This is a genomic window from Mesobacillus jeotgali (assembly GCF_900166585.1).
Classification (GTDB): Bacteria; Bacillota; Bacilli; order Bacillales; family Cytobacillaceae; genus Mesobacillus; species Mesobacillus jeotgali_A.
In genome coordinates, this window is sequence record NZ_FVZC01000008.1 from 842,607 (window position 1) to 860,588 (window position 17,982).

Here is a 17,982-nt window from a genome sequence, read left to right on the forward strand (position 1 = left end):
TGGTTAAATGTTTTCGATAATTGTTGCTACGCCCATTCCGCCGCCAATGCAAAGGGTGGCCAGCCCGTATTTTTGTTCACGCTTCTTAAGTTCATGAATAAGTGTGACCAGAATTCTTGCTCCGCTCGCGCCAATTGGGTGGCCAAGCGCAATGGCTCCTCCGTTGACATTGACATTCTCCTCACTCATGTCCAGTTCCTTCATGACCGAAAGAGCTTGTGCGGCAAATGCTTCATTTGCCTCTACTAAATCGATATCCGTTAACTCCATGTCTGTTTTCTTAAGGGCTTTCTTTACAGCATTAACTGGTCCAATTCCCATGATGGATGGGTCAACACCTGCGGAAGCATTCGCCTTGATTGTTACTAACGGGGTAATTCCTAGTTCTTTTGCTTTTTTGCCGCTCATGACAACAACTGCAGCGGCACCATCGTTGATTCCAGAAGCATTGGCTGCTGTTACGGTTCCGTCCTTCTTGAATGCAGGCCTTAACTTGCCAATCTTCTCAATAGTGCTGCCGAATTTTGGATGCTCATCCTGATCGACGATGATGGGGTCACCTTTACGCTGCTTTACTTCAACAGGGACAATTTCATCCTTGAAGCGGCCGGAAGTAATCGCTGCTTCAGCCCGATTCTGGCTCTTGACGGCGAAAGTGTCCTGTTCGCTGCGTGAAATTTCATATTTTTCCGCAAGGTTTTCGGCAGTAATGCCCATGTGATAATCATTAAATGCACATACGAGTCCATCGCCAAGCAATGTATCTACTAGCTTTTGGTCGCCCATCTTGAAGCCTTCCCGCGCACCTTTAAGAACGAAAGGTGCCTGGCTCATGTTTTCCATGCCGCCAGCGACGACGATGTCGGCTTCACCTGCGGCAATGGCCTGATATGCCAGGTGAACCGCCTTCAAACCTGATCCGCACAGTTTATTGATCGTCATGGATGGACAGGTTTCAGGGAGCCCAGCTCTCATGGCAGCCTGGCGGGCAGGGTTTTGGCCGAGCCCAGCCTGAAGCACATTCCCCATGATGACTTCGTCTACAACATCAGTGCTTACATTCGCTTTTTCCAGTGCAGACTTAATAGCCGCTGCTCCGAGATCCACTGCTGATACTTTCGAAAAAGCTCCGCCAAATGCTCCGGTCGCCGTTCTTACCGCACTTGCAATAACAATTGTATTTTCCATTTTTTACTACCCCTTCCGAATTGAATTTAAGAAAGGAGGATGTTCTCCTCCTTTGCTGTTGTTATTATTATACTAGTCCAGTTAACTTGTAGACTGCAATAATGAAGAATACAGCCAAAGTTTTAATGATGGTGATGGCGAAAATATCTTTATAAGATTGTTTATGAGTCAATCCAGTAACCGCAAGCAATGTGATGACTGCTCCGTTGTGCGGAAGTGTATCCATGCCGCCGGACGCCATCGAGATGACACGGTGCATAACCTCTGGCGGAATATTGAACTCTGTGATTGCTTTCATATACGTATCTGCCATTGCACTCAAAGCAATTCCCATTCCGCCTGAAGCGGATCCAGTCACACCAGCAAGAGTGGTCGTCGTCACCGCTCCATTAATCAGAGGGTCTGTGAAAGTAGTAGAAATTCCTTTACTAACAACCGAGAAGCCAGGCAGAGAGGAAATGACCCCGCCGAAACCATATTCAGCACCAGTGTTCATCGAGGCAAGCAAAGCACCGCCAATCGCCGTGTTGATCCCAACCTTGAAGCCGCCGGTAACCTTTTTCCAATCATAGAGAAGTGTAGCCAGGATACCAAGGATTAATGCCAGCTCAACGGACCAGATTCCTACTACTCCGGACATTTGGACAGTACCGTAAGATTCTAGGCCGATTTTTGAAAAATCAAAGCCATTAGGATACCATTTTGGCAGATTCACGGTGAAGAACTTGTTGGCAACTCCTACAAGCACCAATGGAACAAAAGCCAAAACAGCCCTTAAGGTGTTTGTTTTAGCTGTCATGTCAATGCTGCTGCCACCTTCCTCCAGTACATCAGCTTCAGCTGCAGCAGCAGATTCGGCGTTATCAAATCCGTAGAATCCTTCACCGCGTCTTGCAGCTTTTTTGCGGAGGGTTTCGAGATAGAGCATACCTAATGCGAATACCAGGATTGCCCCGATGATTCCAAGGGCAGGTGCCGCGTAAATATCAGTGCCAAAAAAGCTTGTCGGAATGACGTTCTGGATCTGTGGCGTTCCTGGGAGCGCATCCATAGTGAAAGTGAACGCACCAAGTGCGATTGTCCCCGGAATAAGTCTTTTCGGAATATTCGCCTCTCTGAATAAGTTTTTAGCAAAAGGATAGATTGCAAAAACGACAACGAAAAGGCTGACACCGCTGTATGTTAAAATGGCGCCCATCAGAACAATTGCCAGGATTGCGCGAGTGCCGCCGACAAGTTTAATGATTGATTTGGCGATTGATTCGGCAATCCCTGACATTTCAACGACCTTTCCGAAAATCGCACCCAGCAAGAATACCGGGAAGTAGTTCTTAATGAATCCAACCATCTTCTCCATGAAGATGTTGCTGAAAAAAGGAAGCACGTGGCTTGGATCCGTCAGCAGCACCGCCAAAAGGGCTGCAATCGGGGCGAAAAGGATAACTGAATACCCTTTATAAGCCGTGAACATCAATAATCCAAGGGCCAAAAGTATAATGAATAGCTCCATTTAGGGAACTCCTTTCTAAAACACAGGTTTTTATTTTGATCAGATTGCCGCAATATTACGAAAGCCAGCAGTCTTTTTATCTTTTAAACCCATCGGCTGATCCATGAATATCCTGCTGTCCATCAATTTCAGGTCTTTGGCGATCAATGGCCTGAAATCCATCAGGGAAAGGATATCTCTTTCTAAGTTGATGCCCGGCGCGATTTCTGTAAGTGTTAATCCCTCAGGCAAAAGTTCAAAGACGGCACGCTCGGTGATATAGATGACCTTTTTGCTATTTTCCCGTGCCACATCACCGCTGAAAGTAATTTGCTCGACTTCTTCAATAAATTTCTTTGCCTTGCCCTCCTGGAGAATTTGCAGTTTCCCACTGCCTGTCTCCACCTTCAGGCCTCCGGCAGTGAACGTTCCGCAAAATGCGATTTGCCTTGCGTTTTGGGTAATATTGATGAATCCGCCGCAACCGGCAATTTTAGGTCCGAACTTTGAAACATTAATATTCCCTTTTGTATCACATTGAGCCAGGCCAAGGAATGCAGCATCAATTCCGCCGCCATCATAATAGTCAAACATGTAAGGCTGGTCAATGATTGCCTCTGGTCCAATCGAGCAGCCAAAGTCGAGTCCGCCAGCTGCAGTGCCGCCAATGGCACCCGGTTCCAGCGTTGGAGTGAACAGGTCATTCATTCCTTCTTCCTGAAGTACATGTGCGATGATTTCAGGCACACCGATACCGTAATTTAATACTTTTATATCTTTGTTTAAAAGCATGGCTGCACGCCGCGCGATCACCTTGCGTTCGTTAAGAGGATATTTTGCAGCTGATTGCTTGTGGACGACATCGCTTCTGTAAAAGTCTTCGTTGTGCTGCGTACCGAATGTTTGCATATGGTTTGCCGGATTCTCAACAACCACCACATAGTCGACCAGTATTCCCGGAATAGCCACAAGCTTAGGGTCGATTGAACCATTTTTGACGATTTTTTCAACCTGGACAATTACTTTGCCGCCGCTGTTGCGCGCATTCATGGCAATGGAGAGGATCTCCAAAGTAAGCGGTTCCTTTTCGAAGCTGATATTGCCATTTTCGTCAGAAACCGAACCCTTCAGCAAAGCGAAATCAAGCTTTTGTGTTTTATAGGCAAGATAAGGTTTACCATCAAAGCTTACTTTTTCAACAATCTCATCTTTTGTTGCATCATTGAGTTTGCCGCCATCAACATCAGGGTCGACAAATGTTCCAAGTCCAACATGCGTAATCGTGCGCGGCTTGCCGGCGGCGCCGTCCCGGAACATTTGTGAAATGACACCCTGTGGCAGGTTATAGGCTTCAATTTTATTATTTACAACAAGCGGCTGGAACTTCGGTGCAAGCCCCATATGTCCGCCAATGATTCTTTTCACAAGTCCTTCGTGAGCATAATGATTCATGCCGCGGTCTATCCCATCACCATTCCCGGCAGCATAAACCAGGGTAAGGTTTTTAGGGGAGTGGTTTTCAAGGAACCTTTTTTCTACTTCAATATAAATCTCTTCGGCAACGCCTACGCCGATAAAACCGCCGAGGCCAACAACTGCGTTATCGGTGAACAGATTCGCTGCTTCCTGTGAGGAAATGATTTTTATAGAAGACATTTTCAACACCTCATTGTCGTATTTCTAGTCCTGTCCAAAATCCCGACTAAAGTCTTAATCCGCCAGTCACTTCAAGGACGTGCCCATTAACATAACTTGACTCATCGCTTGCAAGGAACAATACTGCATTGGCAATTTCCTGCGGCTTGCCAAGACGTCCAAGCGGAGTTTTCTCTCTGATTGGCTGGAGGACTTTATCAGGAACCGTTGCCATCATTTCAGTTTCCACATACCCTGGGGCGATTGCATTTGAGCGGACTGCCGCACCTTTGCGTGTGAATTCCTTCGCCCATGTATAAGTCATGCCGATTACACCGGCTTTTGTTGCGGCATAGTTCGTCTGTCCAACGTTTCCATAAACTCCTACAACAGAAGAAATGCTGACGATGGAGCCTTTTCCATTTTCCATCATGATTGGAGCGACTGCCTGAGTCAGGTTGAACACTCCCTTTAGATTCACATCTATTACTGCATCCCACATATCCTCAGTCATTTTTTGAATTAAAGCATCACGGGTGATGCCGGCATTATTTACAAGCACATCGATTTGGCCCACTTCATTTTTTACTTCTTCGACAAATTTCGCAACCTGGTCACGATTCGTCACATTCAATTGAATATGGCGTACATTTGAAAATTCATACTCTCCGTTCCCCATATCGAGAGAATAGATTAGTTTGGCGCCTTCTCGCGCAAGCGTTTCCACTATCTGGCGTCCGATGCCACGTGCTCCCCCTGTCACAATAGCCACTTTACCTTCCATTCTATTCATAATGTAAGCCCCCTACAGGATTTAAAATAAGTACACCATTAATGTAAGCGGTATCAGAAATAAAATAAAATACATATAAATCATGATTGCTATAACTTCTGGTTATGGAATAAAAAAGCAGGAGTGTAGGTTGGTGATAACCTTTCACTCCTGCCTGTATGAATGTTTAATGATATGGAATAGTTTGAAGCTAATCATTACTTAATATTTTCCTTAACATACTCAATGAATTTCTTCGCTGCAAAAGAGATGTATCGATTTTTTTTCAAAATGATTGCAATCCGCCATTTCATTTCTGGATGTTCAATCGGGATTTGCCGAATATTTTTGCTGTTGAATCTCGCCAGAATTGGCCGCGGCAAAATGGAAACCCCCTGGTTAAGACAGACCAGTTCGGTAAGAAAATCCCATTGTGAGCTCTTAAAATAAACATTGGGTTCGAAGCCGGCTTCTCGGCAGGCTTTGATAACATGATGGTGAAGAAGAAAGGTCTCATTGAGGAGAGCGAAGGTTTCATCCTTCAAATCCTCGAATACAACTTTTTCCTTTTTAGCCAGAGGATGATCGTTATGGACGATTAAAACAACTTCATCTTCTGTCACGGGGATGTATTCAATACGGTCAGAAAGCTCTGGTAAAATGACGAGGCCCAGGTCGACATAACCCTTCTCCACCATTTCGTACACAGTTACTGCCCCATTTTCAATTATAGAAAGGTTAATTCCCGGGTATTCTTGCCTGAAATTGGCAATCAGCGGAGGGAAATAACTGGTTCCAATTACAGGAGGTATTCCAACGCTCACATTGCCGGTCCTTAAATTTTTTGTATCCTGAATCGCTTCCGTGATCGAGTCCATCTCAAGGAGCAGTTTTTGTCCCTCTTCGAAGAGCTTTTCTCCTGCATCAGTCAAAGCCATTTTATGCTCAGATCGGTCAAAAAGCTGGACACCGAGTTCTTCTTCCAGTTTTTTGATCATTTTGCTCAAAGCGGGTTGAGAGAGATGGAGTTTCCTCGCTGCTACTGTAAAGCTGTTATCCTTTGCAACCTGGACAAAATACGCTAACTGCCGTGTATCCATCATTATTCCTCCGTATCACTCCATGGTATCGTTATTGTAACATAAGCAGTCCTCAGATAAATATCTATAGAGGTAAACCTTTAAAGAGGGAGAAGGTTGGTGGCTGGATTTCACGAAACGCGTTTGAACATGTGGATTTAAGGTTATGTTTATGAATATGACAGCTAAAGGGGAAATCGCCATGGAAAAGATAGAATATAACAAACTCGTAAGGGACTATTTTCCGGATCTGATGAAGGATAAAGGGAAGAAAGTTGAATTTGAAGTTTTAGAAGGCAGTGAATATAGCGAGAAACTCATGGAGAAATTCAATGAGGAAGTTGAAAAGTTCCGCAGTGCAGGAACGGACAGGCTGCTGAGTGAAATAGTTGATTTGCTCGAAGTGGTCTATGCTATTGCCGAGCACAGAGGAATTACCGAATCGGAAGTAGAGTTCATGCGCCAGCTGAAAAAGAACCGCAGCGGAGGCTTCCGGAAAAAAATCCTCCTTAAGTCGATTGGAGAATCTCAAAAATAAAAATTAAGCCCTCTGCTGACTTGGCAGAGGGCTATCTTTATATCGTTAAACCGCTTTATGTGCTGCTTCTGGTGTCTTTTTGAACACAGTCTTGCGGATGAAAGGAACGACCCAGCGGTCTAAACCATATTTGCCAGCGTTGAAACCTGCAAACAGGATAATAAATCCGAAGAAGATGTCAGTTGGGTTGTGGGATACAGTACCGGCAAGGAAGAAGCTGAAATTCATCACGAGACCGAAGAACATGGCGGCAGTAGTCAAACATCCAAGGATCAAACCTAGACCGATAAGGAATTCGCCAAGCGGAACGATGAAGTTGAACAGATCCACATTTGGAATCGCAAAGCTTTCAAGGAAGTTTACATACCATCCATATACCATGTTACCATCTGGTCCTTTTACCGGATTAGCTGCAGCATTTTTTAGATAACCAGTTGCATCAAAACCCTCACCAGTCAATTTTCCCCATCCAGCAGTCATCCAGTTGTATCCGAGCCATACACGAATTGCAGTCAACAGGCCAGCAGCAATATTGTTTTCCCTTAACCAATTAGCGAACATCTAAATCGCTTCCCTTCAAAATATATAATGATTACACTTATAAGATATCAAAGCAATAAATGGAAATCTGTGAAGAAAGTGTGAAGACACACATCAGCCATAATGTTATGAACAAATTTTGACAGCAATTTTCCTTTAATGGCACCAACACCCTAAAGGGTATTTATTTCTAATTTTTTTCTTGTCTCATATATTGGAAATATATAGAATAAACATAAAGTGAATACAGGCAGGAGAGGGGAAGATAAAATGAGTGAGCTATTATTCAAGCAATTTGAATTAACCAGAGGTAATTTCTTAAAGCATATTGAGGGATTAGCTTCTGAGCAGGCAAGTTTTAAGCCTGAAGGCTTCAATAACAATATCCAATGGCACATTGGGCATGTGCTAACAGTGGCAGAACAGTTCATGCTTGGCTTTCCTAAAAAATCAAACCATCTTCCTTCAAATTACATAGAGCTGTTTGGAAATGGCACAAGCCCATCAGACTGGGAAGGCGATGTTCCATCTGTGGAGGAATTGGCTAACCAATTGAAAGCGCAGCTCGGAAGAATCAAGGAGGTGCCGGCATCAATGCTGGATCAAAGGCTTAAACAGCCTTTTCTTGGGTTGGAGACGTTTGGAGAGATTGCCAATATGGCTTTATTTCATGAATCCTATCACCTTGGTCAAATCCATGCCATGAAAAAGTTATTGAAATAGAATACTGAAATTGCAGCGTTCAAGATGGGCGCTGCTTTTGGCAATTTGCAGGGTTATGAGAATGGATTCGGGCCGTACTGGAAATTTTCGAAAATGGAGGCAGCAGATTTTGAATCAGGAGACTTGTCCATATTGCAACTTGCACTCTGATGCTGAGCAGCAAATTGTATTAGAGAATGAAACTTGTTATTTCATCCAAAAGGGATCAGAACAACGAATCCTGCAGGGAAGCGGACTGATCATCCCAAAACAGCATAAACGGGATGTATTTGAGCTGTCAGAACAGGAGTGGAAGGATTCGGGGCAACTGCTGAAGGCGGCTAAGGAGCTGCTTGACAGGCAGTATTCACCAGATGGCTACAGTGTAGGATGGAATACTGGCAGAGCAGGCGGCCAGTCCATTTTCCATGCGCATTTGCATATCATTCCGCGGTTTAAAGATGAGCCTTTTGCCGGCAGGGGAATCAGGTATTGGATCAAACAGGAGAGTAATAAAAGAAATTAATAAAAATGGCCTCTGCACATGCAGGGCCATTTTTAGGTGGTACCTTCGTTCCAATCTGTATATAAACCGCTTCCATTACAGCCAGGACATTCATAAGGTGCTGCGTAATAGACAAACTCATTCGCGGAAAAAGCATAATAACCCCTGCCATGGCAATCAGGGCATTTATTTTGATCCTTCATGTTCGCCAGGTGACTTTCGTATCTGGCACTTCTCCATTGATTAAGCGCATTGAATAACCCCATTCTAACACCTCCCGTTCTATGCATAGTTTGGAGAAATTTACTTATTTTTATGTATAGTATATGGAGATTTTTGGTTTTTGCCTCTGATAGAAGCACAAGACTTGTCTGAAAAGATGACCATACTGTGGGCAGGCCGGCCCTAATCATTGAGGTATTGAAAGGCCAGAAAGCAAATGATGACGAAGCAATTAGCTCCTTTTTTCTCTGTTCCAAGAAAGTTTACTTGACGTAAATTATTAACTAAAATATAATTACTTACATAAAGTAACTTACTAACGATTATGTAACTGCAGTGCAATTTTCGTTAAAAAGAATGACAAAGGGGAATTTGACTAATGTTAAAGACGAATGAAGCAGGAGCAACGATTTTAAGGATTGTTTTAGGAGCTACTTTTTTAATCCATGGAGCATCAAAGTTCCAGGGAGGCATCGGAAACACTGCTGGTTTCTTTGAAAGCCTAGGCCTGCCAGGTTTCTCGGCGTACATTGTAGCTTTAATAGAATTAGTCGGCGGCATCGCGATGATACTTGGATTAGGAACAAGAATTGTTTCGATTTTATTTGCCGCAGTTTTAGCAGTAGCAGTTATAAAGGTTAAGCTTGCTGGAGGGTTCCTTGGAAATGGCCAGATGGCTGGATATGAACTTGACCTGGCATTGATGGCAATTTCAATTTATTTGGCAATATCAAATAAATCACTGTTCGCTATTGATAATGTAATTTTCCCGTCAAAAAATGCCTAAAGGGAGGAATAGTAATTGAATTTTCATCAACCACCGGTATCTTTTGTAGGCCAGGTAAATTTAAAAGTGCAGGATCTAGAGAGATCAGTTGCTTTTTATCAAGAGGTAATCGGGTTTCAAATCTTAGAAAAAACGGAAAGGTCAGCGAAATTAACAGCAGATGGAAAGACTGTCCTGCTGGCAATTGAACAGCCAGATAATGTTCAGCCAAAACAGAGAAGAACTTCAGGACTATACCATTTCGCACTATTATTGCCTCGTCGTGCTGATTTAGCCAATATACTGAAGCATTTTGTGCAGATAAAATATCCGCTGCAGGGAGCATCAGACCACCTTGTGAGTGAGGCACTGTATCTGGCAGACCCAGATGGAAATGGTATTGAAATCTACTCGGATCGCCCAGCAGCCATGTGGGAATGGAATGAAAATGAAGTTGTGATGACCACTGAGCCATTGGATGCAGAAAGTCTGCTTTCAGAGGTAGAAGAAACGATATGGAATGGATTGCCTGAAGGCACGTTAATGGGACATATCCATCTGCATGTTTCTGAATTAGTTAAAACCGAAGAGTTTTACACTAAAGGGCTGGGCTTTGAGGTAGTTACCCGTTATGGTTCACAGGCTCTCTTCATTTCATCAGGTAAATATCATCATCATATCGGACTGAATACGTGGAATGGGGTTGGAGCGCCTAAGCCCGCTGATAATAGTGTGGGACTTGAATCATTTAGTCTGGTACTCCCTAATGATGAGTCAGTATATGCAACGATTGCCCGACTAAAGGAAATTGGTGCTTCAGTTACAGAAGACAATGGTGTATGGGTTACGGTGGATCCTTCCGGAAACAAGATTAGATTTGAAACAGCTTTAAACAAAAACAAGTGAATCGCAGGCGGTGGAAATTATGGGACTATTAAATAAACTATTTGGAAGTAAAACGAAGGAGGATAAAATCATGGCTGCAGAAAAAATGAATATCGGGATAATTCTAGGAAGCACAAGGCAGGGACGTGTGAGCCCGCAAGTTGGAGAGTGGGTTAAGGAACTGGCGGACAAACGAGGGGACGCGAATTATGAAATCGTGGATATCGCGGACTTCAATTTGCCCTTCTTAGGAACAACAGACGGTACTGAACCGGGAATCGCTGCATGGAATGAAAAGCTTTCAAGCCTCGATGGATTCGTGTTCATCGTTCAGGAATACAATCACAGCATTACTGGAGCTTTAAAAAATGCACTTGATTTTGCTCGTGAAGCATGGAATAACAAGGCAGCAGGAATTGTCAGCTATGGATCAACAGGCGGTGCTAGAGCAGCTGAACATTTAAGAGGGATTTGCGGAGAATTAAAAATTGCTGACGTCCGTACACATCCAACCTTATCACTGTTTACCGACTTTGAAAACGGCTCAGAATTTAAACCGCAGCCTCTCCATCTTGATAATGTCAATGCCATGCTTGACGAAGTAGTGGCCTGGAGCGGGGCATTAAAGACTTTAAGATAGCCAAATGAGCATATAAATTGACCAGTATTTTTATACGCGGTAATATCTCGAAGTGAGCTATTTTAACTTCGAGATATTTTTTTGAAATAGCTTATCAAATATATATAGGATAGGTGGAATTACATCATGGCCAAAGTTTTATATATTACCGCTCATCCGCTGACTGAGGAACAATCCTTCAGTCTGGCAGCAGGTAAAGCTTTCCTTGAAACCTACAAGGAACAAAACCAAAATGATGAAGTCGTTCATCTCGATCTATTTAAGGAAAATATTCCTCATATTGATGCCGATGTATTGGGCGGCTGGGGAAAACTGCAAAAGGGCATTGAATTTTCAGCCCTAACTGCAGAAGAGCAGGCAAAAGTCGGCCGTCTTGCAGAATTGGTCGACCAGTTCACATCTGCAGACAAATTCGTTTTCGTGACACCGCTATGGAACTTCTCATTCCCGCCAGTCATGAAGGCTTACTTAGATTCAGTAGCAGTCGCAGGCAAAACATTCAGATATACCCAAGAAGGACCTGTTGGTTTAATGACCGATAAAAAAGCCCTTCATATCCAGGCGCGAGGCGGATATTACTCTGAAGGACCGGCGGCAGACATGGAAATGGGACACCGTTACATTCAAACAATGATGAACTTCTTCGGTGTACCTTCAACTGAATCCCTTGTTCTTGAAGGCCACAATGCAAACCCTGAGAAAGCACAGGAAATCAAAGAAAACGGAATTGCGCGTGCAAAGGATCTGGCACACACATTCTAATTTTGATATTAGACGAGTTATTCATATCTATACGGAAGAAAGCTGGCCTGATTGGCCAGCTTTTTTATTTTACAAGCCAAGCTTTTTCGATTATAGGTATTTGATGTTTCAAAAGCCTGAGTAAGTCCCCATGTAGATATCCATATCCCTTTAAATACAAAAAGCCGAAAAGGATGCCCGCCAAGGACATCCTTTTTGTTCTATCTTTTAACTTCCTGTGGCACCCTCAGTCCAAGCCCTTGCGCGATACGAGATCCGTACTCAGGATCCGCTTTGTAAAAGTGGCCGATCTGGCGGAGTTTGATGTCATCGCGTTCGACCGGCATCATCGCAGCGACAATATTAGAGACAAGGCGCTCCCTTTCTTCCTCGCTCATCAGACGGTAAAGGTCACCAGCTTGTGTGTAGTGGTCATGGTGATCGTAGCCAACATTTTCGGCCACGCCGCTAACAGGGAAGGATGCCTGTTTGTGTTCCTTGACTTCCGTTGGGCCTCCGAAACTATTAGGCTCGTAATTCACAGCTTTGCCCCCGTTGCCGTCAAAACGCATCTGGCCATCACGCTGGTAGGAGTTCACTTCGGACTTCGGCCTGTTGATTGGCAGGTGCTGATGATTTGCGCCTACACGATAACGGTGTGCGTCAGCATAAGCAAACAAACGGCCTTGAAGCATTTTGTCTGGAGAGACATCGATACCAGGCACTAGTGTTCCAGGAGAGAATGTTGCCTGTTCGACTTCCGCGAAGTAGTTTTCTGGATTGCGGTCCAATACCATCCGGCCGACCTCGATTAATGGATAGTCTTTTTGTGACCAAACCTTCGTAACATCGAATGGGTCGAAGCGGTACGTATTCGCATCCTCCAGTGGCATGATTTGGACATACAGCCTCCATGCAGGGAAATCACCTGCTTCAATTGCATTAAAAAGATCTTCAGTGTGGAAATCAGGATTTTCTCCAGCAATTTTAGCTGCTACATCGGCCGTCAGGTTCTTCACTCCTTGCTCAGTCTTAAAGTGGTATTTAATCCAGACGCCCTTCGCCTTCAGCATTGGTCCATTTAAAAGTATGGCTGCCAAAACCGTGCATATGGCGGAAGGTAGCCGGTATACCGCGGTCGGACATCAAGATCGTTACCTGGTGCAAGGCTTCCGGGGAAAGTGACCAGAAGTCCCAAACTGCATTTGGATCCTTTAGATGAGTCTGCGGGTTCCTTTTTTGTGTATGGATGAAATCCGGGAACTTGATGGCATCACGGATAAAAAATACAGGTGTATTGTTCCCGACGATGTCATAGTTTCCTTCCTCTGTATAAAACTTCACTGCAAAACCGCGCGGGTCTCTTACTGTATCAGCAGAGCCCAGTTCACCGGCAACCGTTGAAAAACGGATGAATAAAGGTGTCTTTTTCCCAACCTCTGACAGGAAAGCAGCTTTTGTATATTGTGTTACATCAGTTGTCACTTCGAAATAGCCATGTGCGCCCGCGCCTTTAGCATGCACGACACGCTCCGGCACACGCTCGCGGTTAAAGTGTGCTAACTTCTCCAAAAGATGAACGTCCTGAAGTAAAGCAGGACCTCTTTGTCCAGCCGTCATAGAGTTCTGGTTGTCGCCAACGGGCGCTCCCCAGCTTGTAGTTAAATGCTTATTTTGATTGCTCATTTAGATAACCTGCCTTTATTAAGATTTGTTGATAACTAAATGATAACACTTTTCATTTAGAAATCAATACTAAATTATAATTATTTTAAAAAAGAAATTAATATTAATAGAGTTTATATGGCATACCCTGCATTTTTTTGGAGGAACTTGGTTATGAGTTGGGTGATCGATATATTTCAAGATATGGTTGATATATCAAGAAAAGTGGTCGATATAATGGAAAATCCGCTGATATAATCTGAAAAGTGGTCGATATATTTTGATTTTCGCCATAAAACGTTCCCGGTTACATATCTGTAACACTATGTAAAAATTGAACCGTAAACTTACAGCGCTGGTTAGTTAAGGAAGAGTGAGCCGATTGGAATAAACTACTAGGTTTACATAGAAACAAGCGTTGTCAATAGCTTTAGGCAGTTTCTCCCGATTGGCACTTATTGGACGATGAATCACTATGTTACAACTGCTAGCCTTAATAGTAGAGAAATAGAGCAATTCTACTGGGAGGTTTGGAGAATGAGAAAGATGAAAAAAACTTTGGCAGCGCTGACAGCTGTTGTGTCACTATCTTTATTTTCAATGGGAGCGGCTGCAGAAGCTGCAACGCATCAGGTGAAAGCAGGAGATACTTTATGGGGCGTTGCCAGTAAGTATGGAGTGCCAATCACCAAGTTGAAACAAACGAATAATAGAACTAGCAATCTACTATATCCAGGACAAAAGTTGACGATTCCAGCTGCAACGGTATCTGCAGCAGATCAGGACTTGCTTGCAAGACTGGTCCGCGCCGAGGCTAAAGGCGAGCCATATGCAGGGAAAGTAGCAGTAGCAACTGTTGTCTTGAATAGAGTAGCAAGCTCTGAATTTCCGAATACAATTAAGGGTGTAATCTATCAAAAATCAAACGGTTATTATGCATTCACACCTGTGAAAAATGGTGCGATCAACAAGCCGGCTGACGCCGATTCCAAGAAAGCCGTAAAAGAAGCCCTTGCATTCAGGGGACAGGGGAATGGCTCATTATTCTTCTTTAACCCAAAAACGGCTGTAAGCAAATGGGTATTTTCAAGAGAAGTAACCGTAACAATTGGCAATCATAGATTTGCGAAGTAACAAGAAAAAGCTGTGCAGATTCTCAATCTGCACAGCTTTTTCTCAATTAAGTAAGCTGATGCCCTGGTATTAAGAATTAAGCTTGTTAAATATTCAAATAAAACATAATATTAAATTGCAATACATAATGATAGGAGGAATCTTTTTTGATAGTTAAATCGCGTGTTGAATCCTTGGAACTGCAAATTCTGAGAATGCTGAATGCTCGAATGAACTTGTCTCCGAAAGAACACAGTAACTATCTATACCTGGAAAAAGGTTATGAAGGAGAGGTGATTTTTGATCACTGGATGGAGGAGGTTGAAAAAGGCTTTCTGGTTTTGAATGATCTGCTCCTTGAACATGGAAATACTAAATTTCAAATCGACTCCTTATTCCTTTCCCAGATCATCCATATGTTTGAAGTGAAGAATATGGAAGGAGATTATTATATCGAAGGCGATAGGTGGTATACCAACACAGGAGCAGAAATTAAGAATCCTCTAATACAAATGGAAAGAGCAGAGTCTCTTCTGCGAAGGATGGTACGAGAGCTTGGATACAATATTAATATTGAATCGACTCTAGTCTTTGTGAACCCAAACTTTTACCTCTATCAAGCACCACGCAATTTACCAATTATCTTTCCGAACCAAATTCCACGACTTCTAAGAAACCTTCAAAAACAATTCGCTCCAATAAAGAATACCCACACAAACCTAGCAGAACGGCTGGTTTCCCTTCATATCCATGAATCACCGTATAACAGGCTGCCTGAATATAGTTACGACCGGCTTGAGAAGGGAATAACTTGTTCGCATTGTCATACCATGAATACTACAGTTACTAGAAAAACATTAATTTGCAATAGTTGCGGAAGACGGGAAAATATTCATCAAGCAGTATTAAGAAGTATCAGGGATCTCCAATTACTTTTTCCAGAAGAAGAATTAACAGTCAATAAGATCCAAGGATGGTGCAATTCGATTAAAACAAAGAAAGCCATGAGGAACATTCTTTCAGAAAGCTTTACCTTAAGCGGCTATGGCCGTTCTGCACACTATATAAACAAAGAGTAGGGTAAAGTGCGAGGCAAGAAATAAGCAGAAAAAATATAACTTATCTGTATAAGGGTCCATTTCAAGGTTAAAGGACCCTTATTTAGTCTAACCGAACTGCATAAGGATCCTGTTCGAGGTTAAATGGGACCTTATGAAGGTAAATCCAGCTACATAAGGGTGCCGTTGGAGGTTAAAAGGAGTCTTATGAAGTCAAAGCGAGCCATATAAGGGTGCCGTTGGAGGTTAAAAGGAGTCTTATGAAGTCGAAGCGAGCCAGATAAGGGTGCCATTGGAGGTTAAAAGGAGTCTTATGAAGCCAAACCGAGCCAGATAAGGGTGCCGTTGGAGGTTAAAAGGAGTCTTATAGAGCCAAAGCGAGCCATATAAGGGTGCCGTTGGAGGTTAAAAGGAGTCTTATGAAGTCAAAGCGAGCCAGATAAGGGTGCCGTTGGAGGTTAAAAGGAGTCTTATGAAGTCAAAGCGAGCCAGATAAGGGTGCCGTTGGAGGTTAAAAGGAGTCTTATGAAGTCAAACCGAGCCAGATAAGGGTGCCGTTGGAGGTTAAAAGGAGTCTTATGAAGTCAAACCGAGCCAGATAAGGGTGCTGTTGTAGGTTAAAAGGAGTCTTAGGAAGTCAAAGCGAGCCATATAAGGTTGCCGTTGGAGGTTAAAAGGACCCTTATGAAGTCAAAGCGAGCCATATAAGGTTGCCGTTGGAGGTTAAAAGGACCCTTATGAAGTCAAATCCAGCTACATAAGGATCCCGTTCCAGATTAAAAGGAGTCTTTGCGTCTTGTACGAGGTTAAAAGCCCCTTACAAATACAACCCCATCTACATAAGGCCACCGCTCAATCCTTTACCTTGGTTGTTTTGCCAGTATCCTAATAATCTGATCCTCGACCTCCCTTCCATTTCTGTCATCCAGCAGATTATTCAGCAGAATGGTGAAAATGACGGTTTCGCCTCCGGCTGTTTTTACGTATCCAGCCAGAGTGCTTACTCCTGTAAGCGAGCCTGTTTTGGCCTGTACTACAATTCGTTGCGATTCATCTTTTAATCGATTCCGCATCGTCCCGCCAACCATTCTGTCCTTTTCCCCGGCGACTGGAAGTGACTGCAAAAATACCGGAAACCATTTCTCCTTTTGGACTTGAAATAGAAGCTTTGTCATTTCATTTGCTGGTATCAGGTTTGCATGGGAAATGCCTGATCCATCACGCAGAACGATCTGGCTGGTATCAATCCCGAAACGCTCCAGCTCATCTGCCACGACCTCGAGACCTTTATCCCAGCTGCCGCTGCCATGGACAACTTTCCCCATTTCTTTTATGAGTACTTCGGCGTGGCCATTATTGCTGAGCTTCATGAAGGGTATCATCAGCTCGGCAAGGGGAAGTGATTTATGAAAAATTAATACTGGCATGGCATTTGAAGCCTTACCATTTTTTATTTTCCCAACTACTTGGATTCCCTGTTCCTCCAGAGCCTTTTTAAAAAGGCTTCCGGCATAATGCGTCGGGTTCCAAACGGCAACCCACTCTCTCGTCTTAGGTGAATCAGCAGGAAATGTACCTGTTACCTTGATTGTATTGGTGCCATGTTCCCGTTCGAAGCGGATATCCTGTTTTCCTTTGGAATCTACTGTTTTAGTTTCATTGACAATCGTGACAAAATCAGTGTCAGGTTCTAGTGAAATCTCAGCGGCTGCCCCTTTTTTGCCTTGAGAAACGTTAACTATCACTGTTCCGGCGTCATAATCTTTATTTGGAGAAGCTGTCAGTGCCGATATTTGCGCCCCATAATATTGATGTTCATCATTCCAGGTTAGATCCTCTGAATATCGTACATCGTCATACCAGCTGTCATCGGTGATGAGATCGCCATCGATTTTCATGATTCCTTCGTTCTTCAGTTTTTTTGCCATTTCAGCAAAGTCTGCCGGCAGCAGTGTCGGATTTCCTTTGCCTTTTAAATAAAGGTCGCCTAAAAGAGTTCCGCCGGTTATTTTTCCTTCTGTTAGTAATTCAGTTGTAAAGCGGTAATCCTCCCCTAAGACTGAAAGTGACGCAGCAGCCGTGAGAAGCTTCAGAACGGAAGCAGGCTGCATTCTTATACCGCCATTATGCTCATACAGCAGCTTTCCATCCTCTGCTGACCTGATGCTGATTCCAGCCAAAGCCCCCTTCAGAATCGGTTCTGTTTTTAAAAGGCCATTGATTTCTTCTTGCATTCCCACTTGGGAGGAGACAGCCTTTGCAGGAGGCTCTTCAGTATAAAAAAGTGCGTTCAAGGCTAAAATGCTAACAAACATGAACAGGATGATTAATGTAATTTTTTGTTTCAAGATTTCGTTCATTCCCTTCATATCTCTTCTGTTTTCGACAGGAATTTTCCCAATAAACAACTAGTAGAGTCTATGATAATGTTTAATTTAATAGAA

Annotated in this window: 17 protein-coding genes and 1 pseudogene; 9 read left to right on the forward strand and 9 right to left on the reverse strand. The window is 43.4% G+C overall.

The genetic code is table 11. The features are described 5' to 3' along the window. Positions 1-3 precede the first annotated feature (3 nt). The 5 genes from B5X77_RS09275 to B5X77_RS09295 form a co-directional block, all read right to left on the reverse strand. Complete coding sequence (locus tag B5X77_RS09275) at positions 4-1,188, reverse strand: acetyl-CoA C-acetyltransferase (RefSeq protein ID WP_079507340.1); 1,185 nt, start codon at positions 1,186-1,188, stop codon at positions 4-6. Between the two features lie 67 nt (positions 1,189-1,255). Next, complete coding sequence (locus tag B5X77_RS09280; RefSeq protein WP_079507342.1) at positions 1,256-2,698, reverse strand: GntP family permease; 1,443 nt, start codon at positions 2,696-2,698, stop codon at positions 1,256-1,258. Between the two features lie 39 nt (positions 2,699-2,737). Further along, complete coding sequence (locus B5X77_RS09285) at positions 2,738-4,333, reverse strand: acyl CoA:acetate/3-ketoacid CoA transferase (protein WP_079507344.1); 1,596 nt, start codon at positions 4,331-4,333, stop codon at positions 2,738-2,740. A 46-nt stretch (positions 4,334-4,379) separates the two neighbouring features. After that, entirely contained in the window at positions 4,380-5,105 is a 726-nt protein-coding gene (locus B5X77_RS09290; protein WP_079507346.1) for a beta-ketoacyl-ACP reductase, read from the reverse strand. 197 nt (positions 5,106-5,302) lie between these two features. Then, positions 5,303-6,187 (reverse strand): LysR family transcriptional regulator, encoded by an 885-nt coding sequence (locus B5X77_RS09295; protein WP_079507348.1) that lies wholly within the window; start codon positions 6,185-6,187, stop codon positions 5,303-5,305. Positions 6,188-6,365: 178 nt separating this feature from the next. Between B5X77_RS09295 and B5X77_RS09300 the strand changes: the two genes are divergently transcribed. Then, positions 6,366-6,701, forward strand: coding sequence for a nucleoside triphosphate pyrophosphohydrolase (locus B5X77_RS09300; protein WP_139378327.1), 336 nt, complete (start codon positions 6,366-6,368; stop codon positions 6,699-6,701). A 45-nt stretch (positions 6,702-6,746) separates the two neighbouring features. On the opposite strand, the gene B5X77_RS09305 is transcribed toward B5X77_RS09300, so the two are convergent. Beyond that, on the reverse strand, positions 6,747-7,262 hold the full coding sequence (locus B5X77_RS09305; RefSeq protein ID WP_079507352.1) for a DoxX family protein: 516 nt from the start codon (positions 7,260-7,262) through the stop codon (positions 6,747-6,749). Between the two features lie 249 nt (positions 7,263-7,511). Here B5X77_RS09305 and B5X77_RS09310 point away from each other — a divergent pair, with 249 nt between their 5' ends. Continuing rightward, positions 7,512-7,964, forward strand: a complete 453-nt coding sequence (locus tag B5X77_RS09310; RefSeq protein ID WP_079507354.1) for a DinB family protein — start codon at positions 7,512-7,514, stop codon at positions 7,962-7,964. A 109-nt stretch (positions 7,965-8,073) separates the two neighbouring features. After that, positions 8,074-8,469, forward strand: a complete 396-nt coding sequence (locus B5X77_RS09315) for an HIT family protein (RefSeq protein WP_079507356.1) — start codon at positions 8,074-8,076, stop codon at positions 8,467-8,469. Between the two features lie 32 nt (positions 8,470-8,501). Here the strand turns inward: B5X77_RS09315 and B5X77_RS09320 are convergent, their stop codons facing one another. Then, positions 8,502-8,714, reverse strand: coding sequence for a methionine aminopeptidase (locus tag B5X77_RS09320; protein ID WP_079507358.1), 213 nt, complete (start codon positions 8,712-8,714; stop codon positions 8,502-8,504). A 335-nt stretch (positions 8,715-9,049) separates the two neighbouring features. Here B5X77_RS09320 and B5X77_RS09325 point away from each other — a divergent pair, with 335 nt between their 5' ends. The 4 genes from B5X77_RS09325 to B5X77_RS09340 all read left to right on the forward strand — a co-directional run bounded on the left by B5X77_RS09325 (position 9,050) and on the right by B5X77_RS09340 (position 11,723). Next, positions 9,050-9,457, forward strand: a complete 408-nt coding sequence (locus B5X77_RS09325; RefSeq protein ID WP_079507360.1) for a DoxX family protein — start codon at positions 9,050-9,052, stop codon at positions 9,455-9,457. A 15-nt stretch (positions 9,458-9,472) separates the two neighbouring features. After that, positions 9,473-10,342, forward strand: coding sequence for a VOC family protein (locus tag B5X77_RS09330; protein ID WP_079507362.1), 870 nt, complete (start codon positions 9,473-9,475; stop codon positions 10,340-10,342). Positions 10,343-10,361: 19 nt separating this feature from the next. Then, entirely contained in the window at positions 10,362-10,961 is a 600-nt protein-coding gene (locus B5X77_RS09335; protein ID WP_079507364.1) for an NADPH-dependent FMN reductase, read from the forward strand. Between the two features lie 126 nt (positions 10,962-11,087). Beyond that, positions 11,088-11,723, forward strand: a complete 636-nt coding sequence (locus tag B5X77_RS09340) for an FMN-dependent NADH-azoreductase (protein WP_079507366.1) — start codon at positions 11,088-11,090, stop codon at positions 11,721-11,723. Positions 11,724-11,923: 200 nt separating this feature from the next. On the opposite strand, the pseudogene katA reads toward B5X77_RS09340, so the two are convergent. Then, positions 11,924-13,388: pseudogene (katA, locus tag B5X77_RS09345) on the reverse strand (catalase KatA). Between the two features lie 525 nt (positions 13,389-13,913). On the opposite strand from katA, the gene B5X77_RS09350 reads away from it, so the two are divergent. Both B5X77_RS09350 and B5X77_RS09355 read left to right on the forward strand, forming a co-directional pair. Beyond that, positions 13,914-14,501, forward strand: coding sequence for a cell wall hydrolase (locus B5X77_RS09350; RefSeq protein WP_079507672.1), 588 nt, complete (start codon positions 13,914-13,916; stop codon positions 14,499-14,501). 146 nt (positions 14,502-14,647) lie between these two features. Then, positions 14,648-15,559, forward strand: a complete 912-nt coding sequence (locus B5X77_RS09355; RefSeq protein ID WP_079507368.1) for an NERD domain-containing protein — start codon at positions 14,648-14,650, stop codon at positions 15,557-15,559. Positions 15,560-16,398: 839 nt separating this feature from the next. Here B5X77_RS09355 and dacB read toward each other — a convergent pair. Beyond that, the gene (dacB, locus tag B5X77_RS09360; protein WP_079507370.1) at positions 16,399-17,898 is read right to left on the reverse strand and encodes a D-alanyl-D-alanine carboxypeptidase/D-alanyl-D-alanine endopeptidase; all 1,500 of its coding nucleotides are present in this window, start codon (positions 17,896-17,898) and stop codon (positions 16,399-16,401) included. Positions 17,899-17,982: the final 84 nt, after the last annotated feature.